The organism is Prevotella sp. LCP21S3_D2, from assembly GCF_052118345.1.
GTDB lineage: Bacteria > Bacteroidota > Bacteroidia > Bacteroidales > Bacteroidaceae > Prevotella.
On sequence record NZ_JBQKHJ010000018.1, the window covers coordinates 12,817 to 24,982 of the forward strand.

At 49.7% G+C, this 12,166-nt stretch carries 6 protein-coding genes; 3 read left to right on the plus strand and 3 right to left on the minus strand.

Translation table 11 applies throughout. The features are described 5' to 3' along the window. Positions 1–67: 67 nt before the first annotated feature. Both porQ and cmk read left to right on the plus strand, forming a co-directional pair. Positions 68–1,018 (plus strand): type IX secretion system protein PorQ, encoded by a 951-nt coding sequence (porQ, locus tag ACTQ16_RS11430; protein WP_441937485.1) that lies wholly within the window; start codon positions 68–70, stop codon positions 1,016–1,018. Positions 1,019–1,045: 27 nt separating this feature from the next. Continuing rightward, entirely contained in the window at positions 1,046–1,738 is a 693-nt protein-coding gene (gene cmk / locus ACTQ16_RS11435; RefSeq protein WP_217761610.1) for a (d)CMP kinase, read from the plus strand. 250 nt (positions 1,739–1,988) lie between these two features. On the opposite strand, the gene ACTQ16_RS11440 is transcribed toward cmk, so the two are convergent. From ACTQ16_RS11440 to ACTQ16_RS11450, 3 genes are all read right to left on the minus strand, one after another. Continuing rightward, positions 1,989–2,867, minus strand: a complete 879-nt coding sequence (locus ACTQ16_RS11440) for a 4-hydroxy-3-methylbut-2-enyl diphosphate reductase (RefSeq protein WP_294971139.1) — start codon at positions 2,865–2,867, stop codon at positions 1,989–1,991. Between the two features lie 62 nt (positions 2,868–2,929). Next, on the minus strand, positions 2,930–3,994 hold the full coding sequence (locus ACTQ16_RS11445; protein ID WP_295347132.1) for a DUF1573 domain-containing protein: 1,065 nt from the start codon (positions 3,992–3,994) through the stop codon (positions 2,930–2,932). Between the two features lie 41 nt (positions 3,995–4,035). Continuing rightward, a complete protein-coding gene (locus tag ACTQ16_RS11450; protein WP_441937486.1) occupies positions 4,036–9,498 on the minus strand; it encodes an alpha-2-macroglobulin family protein in 5,463 nt (1,820 codons plus the stop codon). A 158-nt stretch (positions 9,499–9,656) separates the two neighbouring features. On the opposite strand from ACTQ16_RS11450, the gene ACTQ16_RS11455 reads away from it, so the two are divergent. Further along, entirely contained in the window at positions 9,657–12,152 is a 2,496-nt protein-coding gene (locus ACTQ16_RS11455) for a GH36-type glycosyl hydrolase domain-containing protein (protein ID WP_441937488.1), read from the plus strand. Positions 12,153–12,166 lie beyond the last annotated feature (14 nt).

Consider the following 12,166-nt stretch of genomic DNA (forward strand, 5'->3'; position numbering starts at 1 on the left):
AACAATGCAAATTTACTGTATATTCTTGAAAAAAGCTGTATCTTTGCCAAAGATTTATAGAATTTAAATGAAAAAAATAGTTTTTTCCCTCGTATTGACGCTTTTTGCGGCTTTTATGAACGCTCAGGAGAGCCAAACGAGTTATAACTTTCTGCGCTTACCGGTCAGTGCACATGCCGCAGCCCTCGGAGGCGATAACATCACCTTGATAGAAGATGATGAAGCCCTCGTATTCCATAATCCGGCGCTGCTGTCGTCGGTGAGCGATAAGACCATCAACCTCAACTACATGAATTACATGTCGGGGGTGAACGTGGCATCGGCTTCCTTCAACCGCATCGTGAAGGAAAAGGCATCATGGGCGGTGTCGGCTCAATACATCGACTATGGCAAGATGAAACAGACGGATGAGAACAACATCGAGATGGGCGAATTCTCGGCAAAGGACATTGCGCTTGCGGGCCATTTCTCCTATATGCTTGCCCAGAATCTCGCAGGTGGTATCTCTACCAGATTCATCACCTCCTATATCGGTGATTACAACTCCATCGCCATGGGCGTAGACCTGGGTTTGAACTATTACGACCCAGAGCAGGACCTTTCTATCTCTGCCGTTGCCAAGAACCTGGGTGGACAGCTCAAGGCGTATGATGAGGAATATGAGAAGATGCCGATAGACCTGCAGGTGGGAGCCACCAAACGGTTTGAGAACACCCCGTTCCGCATTTCTGCCACCCTGGTGAATCTGAACCATTGGGACAGCGGACTGAAAAACCATCTTGTGGTAGGAGCAGAACTCCTCCTGGGCGAGAGTCTGTGGCTGGGAGCAGGATATAATGCCCGCCGTGCTGACGAGATGACGATTTCTACAGGCGAGGAGAACGAGGAGAGCAGTCATGGAGCCGGATGGTCATTCGGTGGAGGCATCAACCTGGAGCGCTTCCAGCTGAATGTGGCCTATGGCAAATATCACGTCAGCAGCAACAGTCTGGTGCTGAGTGTGAATTATAAATTGTAAATTATAAATTATAAATCAGTTCGAAATATGAAGAAGATAACAATAGCAATTGATGGTTATTCATCATGTGGCAAGAGTACCATGGCTAAGGACCTTGCCAAGGAGATTGGATATGTGTATGTAGATACAGGCGCCATGTACCGTTCTGTTACGCTCTACGCCTTGAGAAACAAGCTATTTGATGCAGAGGGCAATGTCAAGGTAGATGAGCTGGAGAAGAAGATGCCTGAAATCCACATCTCGTTCAAGTTTAATGAAGCTACCGGTCGCCCGGACTGTTATCTCAATGGCGAACTCGTAGAGAAGGAGATTCGCTCATTGGAGGTTTCCAGCCACGTGAGTCCGATTGCCGCCATCCCATTCGTCAGAGAGGCTTTGGTGGCACAGCAGAAGAAGATGGGTGAAGACAAGGGCATCGTGATGGACGGCCGCGACATCGGCACCACCGTTTTCCCTGATGCAGAACTCAAGATATTCGTCACCGCCAGCTCCCAGGTGAGAGCACAGCGCCGATATGATGAGCTGCAGGAGAAGGGAATGCCAGCTGATTTCGAGGACATCCTGAAGAACGTAGAAGAGCGCGACTACATCGATACCCATCGAGAGACTTCTCCGCTGCGCCAGGCAGAAGATGCCATCGTTCTCGACAACAGCCAGCTGACCATCCCTCAGCAGAAGGCATGGCTCATGGAACAGTATCAGAAAGCCATCAAGGCATAGGTGTTTGCAAAAATTAGTTAAAATAGAATAATTTAACGAGAAAATAGAATTATTCATTGACACTACCTTGCAAAAAAAGCAATGATTTATTATCTTTGCAACACTATTTAAAGGTAGTAATGATATAGATTATAAATTTTGAGTTAATTACTGTTTTTTGAAGGTGGTAAGTCTTCGGGAGAAGATTTACCACTTGTTTTGTTTTTATACATTCCAGAATTCCAAGAGATTACCCCTGAATTCAAAGAGATTACCCCTTGAATTCATTGATAATCTTTTCCTTACATTCTTCCATCAGCCATTTGGGAGTACTTGTGGCACCACAGATGCCCACGGTATTGACGCCCTGGAACCATGCCATGTCTATTTCGTCAGCACTCTCTATCTGATAGCTGTTGTCATTCACGCTCTTGCATTCCTTGAAGAGTACCTTACCGTTGCTACTCTTTCTGCCGCTCACGAAGAGCACCACATCATGCCTGCTGGCAAAGATGGCGATATTCGGCATGCGGTTAGCCACCTGTCGGCAGATGGTGTCAAAGCTCTTGAAGGTAGCACCTTCCACGATATGCGCCTGGCAGTATTCGATGATGCGATGGAACTCTTCCAGGCTCTTGGTGGTCTGAGAATAGAGATAGATGTCCTTGGAGAAATCCAGCCTTCCTATCTCCCTCAGATGTTCCACATCCTCCAGCTTCTCTACCACAAGAGCGTGACTCTCGGTCTGTCCTACCAAACCCAGAACTTCGGCATGTCCCTTCTTTCCGAAGATGACAATCTGCGCCTCCGGATTGTTGACATACTGCTTCTTGATGCGTCGCTGCAACTGCAGTACCACAGGGCAGGTGGCATCAATGATTTCAATGTTGTTGCGCTCGGCAAGGGCATAGGTCTCAGGTGGTTCTCCATGGGCACGAAGCAATACCTTCACGCCATGCAGCTCCTCCATCTGCTCGTGGTCGATGGTGATGAGTCCTGCTTCATGCAGTCGTTCCACCTCCATACCGTTATGCACGATATCTCCCAGGCAGTAGAGTTTACTGCCTTTCTCCAACTCTTCTTCAGCTTTCTTGATGGCAGTGGTCACACCAAAGCAGAAACCACTGCCGTTATCTATTTCTATCTGCACTTTTTTTAATTTATAATTTATAATTTATAATGTATAATGTATAATTATTCATTGTACATTATTCATTGTACATTAATCTTCACTACCACCTTTGCCTGGTCAGGATCATTCGTAATCATGAGGATACGAGGGGTCTTCACACGCGAATTCTTCAGTTCGGCAGCCACTGCCGTCACCTTCATCTTCACGGTTTCTCCCGGCTGAATCTTGCTCTTCTTCAAACTTACCTGCAAGCCCATGGTAAACATCTGCATGCTTCTGATGTCGAGTTCCGACTTACCCTTGTTGGTGAGGGTGATAAGTCCCTTCAGCTTCTTCTTGCCGTTGAAGCTGCCGAGGTTCAGTTCCGTTGCCGATATTTCCAACTTCGGAGCCTTTGCCTTCTGCTCGGCTGTCAACTTGTCAAAGTCAGGAAGGAGGACAGCAGAAACCACGATTTCCTTCTCTGGGGCAATCTTGTCGCCAGGACGCTCGCCCAGATAGATGGAAGTCTGATTCAGTCCCAGGTCACGCAGCTTCTTGGAATCCAAGCCCAATACGACGACGGCAGAATGATGAGGAGCCACCTTGGATGGAGATACCTGTGCCTGGAGATAATTAGGCAGATGCATCACCACCGGTTCCATCACACGGTCGGTAGGATTGAAGATGTGGATGCGCTGCACCGGACGGTCGCCACGGTTTACGTCATCAAACTCCACTTCCTGGACATCCGACTTGATGTCACCCAGAAGCTGGTCGTAAGAACCTGCGAAGTCTACCACGCTGCCCACCACCTTGCCTCTCATCATGACGATGAAAGGTTCGTCAGAGGCATTGCTGTAGAGGCATATCTGCTTCATGAAGGTACCCATCTGCTTGGAGTCGTAAACAGCTTTGACTGTGAAGGTCTCGCCTGCTGCGATACTCTTCTTAGGATATTCCACAGATGTACAGCCGCAGCTCTTCAATATATTGTTAATCACCAAAGGCTTGTGGCCTTCGTTCTTCATCACGAACTCAGCAGTTACGGGCTTGCGGAACAACACCTGTCCGCAGTCCACCACCTCGTGCTGGGTTGTTATCTTCTGTGCTGATGCCGGCAGCGCCAACAGCGCTGATAGTATCCATATATTCATTCGTTTCATACTATTCTATTCTTAATTATCAATCTATAAACTTTTAACTATCAATTATTAACTTTCAATTCATAAGTCTCTGTGCGGCCACCAAATTCCGGACTGTAGGTACACTCAGCGGTGCAAGTTCCACTCTGATAGTCGCCCTTTCTATCCACGTAATACTCCATTTCTACGATGTGCTTACCTTTAGATAAACGATTGAAATAGAAATTTGTTGCATGATCTCTTGGAGAAACATAGCAGCCTATGCCCCACTGATAACCGCTCAACTGGTTGACCGGTTCCAGACATGCCGCACGCTTATCCGTAATCTGCACAAAGTCGTAGTCGCGGTCGGCGGTGATGATGAGCGTTACCTTCACCTTCTCGCCTACCTTCGCCTGCGCCTTGCCCTTGCTCTCAGATTCGGCTGGAACGATGACACGGCGCACCTTGATGCCCGATACCGCAGAACCGATTTCGCTGATAGGCTGCTTAAACTCTGCATAGACAGCACCCCAGCTGGTATAATCGCTCTTTTTGTCGATGCTCAGCTTAGATGCCTTGCCCGGTCTTCCGGTCTTCACATAGCCCAAAGTAGTGGAATCCTGCGGCATCGGCAGCAGCTTGCCATCCAGTTTCAGCACGGCATTCTCAGCCTTCCTGCTCCAGTTGCTCTCATTGCCCTTCATAAAGGCATAGACAGCATCTACGGTGTTCACCGGCGTATCCCAAACCTGGGTGCGTTTCGACATCAGGAGCCAACGCTGCAGTTCCTCGATGGTCTGCTTGTCGTTCGGCTTCAGCATCTGCAGCGCCTCTATCACAGATACCTGGGTAGGAATCTTATAGTTTCTCCAGCTGTAGAGTGCCTTGCGGGTATCGTAGTAGCGGCCCATCTCCTCGCGGTAAACAGCATATTCGTTCACACTCTGCAGATATTCGCCTGCCTTCTCGCGGTAAGCAGCATTCTGCTGGCTGTTTCTGGCGAGTACCACGGCAGCACGCGCCTTGCCATAGATGGTGAAATCACCGGTCATCTTCGACATTTTGTCCAGGAGATAAGCCTTGTCAGCTTCCAGATTCTGCTTCATCTTTCTGCCATCCATCGAAAGGATGTAGAGATAATGCAGCGTCTGTTCGCTAGGACTCACCTTCTGCTTTTTCTCCTCCTGCTTCTTCATTTCTCTTACTTCCTGCGCTGTCTGCCAGGAGAGATAATCAATGGCGGAAGTCAGCATCCGGGCGGTTGATTTCTGCACACCAGCGATGGCATTCAATCGAACCATCATTTCGGCTACCGATGTAGTCATATACCGGCTGCCCTTCATACCTTTCCACCAGGAGAAGGAACCGTCAGCATTCTGCAACTTCTTCAATTTCTCCACCTGATTCTGCAAGCGGATGGTCTCCTGAGAGAGAGTCTTCTGAGAATGATTATCCAAAGAGAGAGTCTTCTGGATATGGGTGGTGATGGTATTGGCGTAGATGGCAGACATCAGCGAGATGGCATCCTCCTCATCCGGATTGCTGATAGCTGGCAGCGCCTTCACCATTAGCCAACTAGGATTGTTGGTGTACTCGATGGTTACCTTTGCCTCTTCAGCGCCCTTCGCCTGCTTGCCCTCCTTGTTCAGGAAGAGTTTGCTTAGGTCGAAGTTCTGCTCGCCCTTCTGATGCAGGGTGATAGGCAGAGTGTTCACCACGAGTTCACGGTTGCTCAAAACCGGCAGATAGTGCTGTTCACCATCGCTGTACCCGTTTCCGGCAGCCACCACCTTATTAATATATACACCCTCTTTCAGTCCCTGGACATCAAAGGAGATGGTAGCAGAGCCCTCGGCATCAATGCTGTAGTTCTGCGTCTTCTGCCAAACCACCTTGTTGGTCTCCGGGTCGAGAATCTGCATACGGGCATTGCCGCTCACCTTCTTGTCGGAAGTATTGAAGAGTTTCACCACGATGGTGCTCTTATCGCCCTCACGAAGGAAGCGAGGCATGTTTGGCTGCACCATCACGGTCTTCTGAGCCACAGCCTCATCCACCAGCAAACCATTGCGCATCTCCTTGTCATGAGCCAAGCCCATGAACTTCCAAGTAGTCACGCTTTCCGGCAGGGTAAAGTTGATAGCCACATTGCCCTGATTGTCGCTCTCCAAGGCAGGATAGAAGAAGGCGGTCTCGTTCAGGTTTTCACGCACCTGAACATGGTTGAGTGCCGCTTCATCGGCAGAAGAAAGAACCTTATTAGATCCTCCACCACCAAATTCTTCAAGCATCACCATTTTGTTCTGTAAAGCCAAGTCCATCTCAGAAAGCAAAGGTTTCGAAGAAGCAGCTCCGAAACGGGTCATCTTAGAGCCACGAATTCTCATGACTTTCGCCTCATCTCGAACCAGCTCGTCTTTCTGTATACGAACAGCCTCAACGGTTGCAAAATAAGAACGTTCCACCGCTTCCATATAAGCATAATAGCTAAAATATTTGCCATCAAACTTATCTACATCCAGTTGTTTCTGGTCGAAATATTTAGTAGGATAAACACCCAACAAATCCATCTTATAATACTTCAGATTACTCTTCCAATAGCAGCTTGGCAACCACTGGCTTAATCCCAGCGACATTTTCCAGCTATGCTCAGCCAACTGGTCGAGCGACTTGTCATAGAGTACGCTCATCAGCTGTGCCTTGGCAGGCTTGCCGTCAGGAGTGGTAATCTGCAAGGTCCACTTCTCCTTCTGTCCCGGAGTAAGACGGTCGCGGAAAGTCTTCCAGGCGATGTTCAGTTTCTTCTCCGGCAGAGGACGTGAGATACTGATGGTTCGGGCATAGCATTCTCCGTTCTTCACGAAACTATAGTTGATGACCACGCCCGACGCATATTCCTCCTTGTAGGTGAATGGCAGGGTCACGATACTGTCGCCCAACTCCCAGGCACCTTTCTCCAGCAGCTTGTTGCCGGCAATGATGGAATAAACGATGTGCGCTCCGTTTTCAGAAGAACCCACCTGCACGTATACCGGCTTTCCATCACGAGGGAAGGTCTTCGCCGTCTGATAATACCATTCGGTGGTTGTTTCCATCGGATGGGTATCCTTCATGCTGAAAAGGGTGAACTTCTGCTGCAGGGTATCTGTTCCGCAGATTGCCTCCAGCTGATGAACGCCCGATTTCCAAACCTGGGCAGAAGAAGCGTTATATTCCTTGATGGCGATAGGAGCATTTGCCTCAGCCACCTTCCATTCGCCTTTATCAATGCGATATTTCAGCTGGCTCGAAATCGGCATTCCGCTGGCATTTCTATAAGCAAAAGTCACGGTCTTCAAACTGTCTACCTCTATCCGCTTCGGCATATTCACCGAGAAAGCAGTAGACCTGGTGCCCAAAGGCAGACTCATCTCGCCTTCATGACTCTCGCCGCTGATATCCGTAACCACGGCAGAAACCGTGAAATTAAAGAAGCGGGCGATGCGCATGAAGTCGTTCTTCTCCGATTCTGCAACCTCCAATGGGATTTCCACCTCAAAGGTTCCGTCCTCGCGGGTCACGGTGGAATCTGTCTTTACCTGCTTATCGGAAGAACTGGCACCCCTCCACCACATCTGGTTTCTGCGGGTCACTTTATATTCCACCTTGGCTCCCTGCACAGGCACACCAGCATAGGTCTTGGCTGAAGCCTTCACCACTATAGTATCGCCCCAGGTATATCGCTCGTTCACCTTCGGGAAAGTAATCTCGAAGGTAGGACGCTTGTATTCCTCTACTCTGACATATTCTGTTGCCGTACCATTCACGGAGATAGAAAACATTCCCGTCTTTCCCTCCTTCGGCAATTCGAAATCAACCGAAGCCGTACCGTATTCATCGGTCGTAGCCTTCTGCTCAGCCACCTGCTTCCATTCAGCGTCTCTCAGGATAAACTTCAGTTCCTTGCTCTTGCCCGGCACGCTGGCATCCAAGCCCTTCTTCACGATAAAGGAGACGGCAGTGGCATGCATCTTCTGTCCCGGTCGATAGATGCTGCGGTCGGTAAACAGCTGATATGCTGTCTTGTCATCCTTCTGCTCGAAATAGCGGTCACGGCTGAGATAAATGTATTTGGCTGGCGCATACTTATCTGCAGAAGTGGAAATCAACACCTCTCCATCCACGTTCTTGAAGTAAGCCTCTCCATTGCTGTCAGTAGTCAAGCGGGCATGAACCAGTCGCTTACGCTTGCCCGTCTTCACATCATAATCCTTTTCATAGAGTTCAATCTTAGCCCCGGCAATAGGCTGGCCATCGGTAGCATTCACTACCACATAGCGATGTTTGTCATCAGGCAACTGCTGGATCATCACCGCCAGATTGCTCACATAGAAAAGCAGTCGCTGCGGAGCGATGCCGGTATTATCCGAAGTTACCTCCATCAGATAGGCACCCAGCGGAAGATTGCCACCAATTTCGATGGAATCCTTCACCTCTTCATAATCCGGACGACCATAGTAGTTCCTGCTGTAATCCTTCTGATGCAGCTTCGTAGTCTTCTTCAGGAGCATCTTATAGGTAGCCTCATCCTGGGCATCATAATTATTATCTGCCGTGATATCAAGACGGGAAATGCTGAACTTCAGGTTCTGGAGATTGCGCACATTCAGATGCACCCACACCTTCTCTCCTGGACGCAATACCTGCGGCATATCCTGCACCTGGAACATCGGTTCGGTGAGTCGCTTCTGCGCATTTCTCAGTTCGTTCATTCTCGACCATCCACCCCAGCGGCTCAGCGCATAGTTGATATAGTTGAGCTTATCCTGCGGTTTGGCATCGGAAGAACGCTCCATGAAGCGGTAGTGCTCCACGGCAAGTTCGCCTGCCTCCGGAATATCCTGATAAACGTGGATGAGCGAGTCGATGGTATGGAGATACTTCGACTTCTTCACCTCTCTCACGTCGTCCTGACTGTATTTTTCAATGAGCTTATAGGCACAGAGACATGCCGCTCCCCGATTGCCCACCTTATTATAATAGGTATACATCAGTAGATACGCCTCCTTGCTGTCTGCTTCGAAACCGATGAGATGCAGCAGATCGTTGTTAAAGGAACTGCCATCCACGCCCTTCTGCGTCAATGGTACATACTCAGTGGAGGTATGCTTGGCAAGGAGTTCAGGCTGTTCCAGGGCTTTCTTGAAGAACTCCTGGCTTTTCTTTTCGCTGACCTTGCCCAGCACGGCATATCTCACCGCCTTCAAAACCGGGTTCTTCTCCTTCAGCACCTCGGCTTCCATCCGCTTCACGTTCGGTTCCAGCGAGTCAGCAGAAATCTCTTTCCAGAGAGTCATCTGCCTCATCTCAGCCGCCAGCAGCTGTCCATAATCATTTACCGCCGAAGCCTTGGCGATGATTTTCTTCATCACCGCGATTTCGCTCTTAGGCTGGTCCTTCTGAGCAATGATTTCAGCTTGCTTCCACAAGTTGTCGTATGTCTGTGCCACAGTTTGCTGCAGGGCAAGCAGGGCTATGAGGAGTGTTAGAATGTTTCTTTTCATAAGCCAACAGTATATTATGTTAATTACAATCTGTTAAACATCAAACTTTCTACTGCAAAAATACAAAAAAAAACTGTTTTCTAACCCCGAAACTGAAACTTTTTATTATCTTTGCACCAAAATAAAAGAATTTATCTAAAAATAACATTAAAAAAACAATGGCAGAGAAAAAGTACGGTCATTTTGATGACGCCAATCGCGAGTACGTGATTACAGATCCTAAGACTCCATGGCCTTGGATCAATTATTTGGGTAACGAGGATTTCTTCTCGCTCATCTCAAATACAGCAGGTGGTTATTCCTTCTACAAGGATGCCAAGTTCCGTCGCATCACCCGTTATCGCTACAACGGTGTGCCGATGGATAACGGCGGTCGCTATTTCTACATCAAGGATGGCGATACCGTATGGAACCCAGGGTGGAAACCTTGCAAGACACCGCTCGACAGCTACGAGTGCCGCCACGGCATGAACTATACCCGCATCACGGGCAGCAAGAACGGCGTGGAGGCAAGTGTGCTCTTCTTCGTTCCGCTCCATACATGGGCTGAGGTGCAGAAGATGACGCTGAAGAACCAGACTAAGGAGGTGAAGACCCTCAAGGTATTCTCCTTTGCCGAATGGTGCCTCTGGAATGCTGCTACCGACATGGAGAACTTCCAGCGCAACTTCTCTACGGGAGAGGTGGAGGTAGAGGGTTCTACCATCTATCACAAGACCGAATACCGCGAGCGCCGCAACCACTATGCTTTCTACACCGTGAATACAGAGATTCAGGGATATGATACCGACCGCGAGAGCTTCATCGGACTCTACAACGAGTTTGCCGAGCCTGAGGCAGTCATCGAAGGCAAGCCACGCAACAGCTTTGCCCACGGCTGGAGCCCTATCGCATCTCATTATATAGAGGTTACCCTGCAGCCGGGCGAGAGTCGCGACCTCATCTTCCTCCTGGGATATGTGGAGAACGAGCAGGACAAGAAGTTCAGCGCCAAGAAGGTGATCAACAAGGAAAAAGCTCATGAGCTTATAGCCAAGTTTGATACCACCGAAAAGGTGGACGCTGCCTTCGCAGAACTCAACCAGTACTGGGATAACCTGCTGAACATCTTCAGCGTGAAGAGCGGCAACGACAAGTTAGACCGCATGGTGAACATCTGGAACCAGTATCAGTGCATGATCACCTTCTGTATGTCGCGTTCGGCAAGTTTCTTCGAGAGCGGCATCGGTCGAGGCATGGGCTTCCGCGATTCCAACCAGGACCTCGTAGGCTTCGTTCATCAGATACCTACCCGTGCCCGCCAGCGCATCATCGACATCGCCAGCACCCAGTTCCCTGACGGTGGCTGCTACCACCAGTATCAGCCGCTCACCAAACGCGGCAACAACGATATCGGTGGCGGTTTCAACGACGACCCTTGCTGGCTCATCTTCGGTACCGTGGCATACATCAAGGAAACGGGCGACTTCTCTATCCTCGCTGAGCAGGTGCCTTTCGACAACCAGCCGGGCACAGAAGTAAGCCTCTTCGAGCACCTCAAGATTTCAATGAACCATGTTATCAACAACCTGGGTCCGCATAAGTTGCCGCTCATCGGCAGAGCCGACTGGAACGACTGCCTGAACCTGAACTGCTTCTCCTGGAATCCTAACGAGAGTTTCCAGACCACCGAGAACAAGGGCGAAGGCAGCAAGGCTGAAAGCCTGATGATTGCCGGCCTGTTCGTAGTAACCGGCAAGGACTATGTAGCCCTCTGCAAGCAGCTTGCCAAGGAAGCCGTGAACAGCCATGAAGGCGAAATCGCCGGACTAGCCGAGGAAGATTACCTGGCAGAAGCCGAGCGTATGCAGCAGGCGGTAGACGCAATGAGCGAAGCCGTGAAGCAGCATGGATGGGACGGCGAATGGTTCCTCCGTGCCTACGATTTCTTCGGCAACAAGATAGGTAGTGATGAGAACGAAGAAGGCAAGATCTTCATCGAGAGCCAGGGCTGGTGCACCATGGCTGGCATCGGACTGGAAGACGGTCTCTGCGACAAGGCATTGGACAGCGCCAAGGAGCGTCTGGAGTGCGAGCACGGAATGGTATTGAACAACCCTGCCTATACCACCTATCATGTAGAGATGGGCGAGATATCATCCTATCCTGAAGGTTACAAGGAGAATGCCGGCATCTTCTGCCACAACAATCCTTGGGTTATCATCGGTGAAACCGTAGCCGGTCGTGGCAACGATGCCTGGAACCATTATACCAAGATTCTGCCAAGCTATGTAGAAGAGAAGTATCAGACTCTGCACAAGGTAGAACCTTACGTAAACTGCCAGATGGTAGCCGGTAAGGATGCAGCCAAACCGGGCGAAGGAAAGAACTCCTGGCTCACCGGTACAGCAGCATGGATGTGGTATACGGTCAGCGAGTTCATCCTAGGCATCAAGCCAGATTACGAGGGTCTGAACATCGACCCATGCCTCCCAAGCACCGCCCATGAGTACGAGGTAACCCGCAAGTTCCGTGGTGGCGAATACCACATCGTGGTAAAGAACCCAGAAGGCAAGGAGAAGGGCGTCAAGCAGATAACCGTTGATGGCAAGGCTATCCCAGGCACCATCATTCCATGCCAGGAAGGCAAACACGAGGTAATCGTAGAAATGTAAATAAAAAAAAGAGG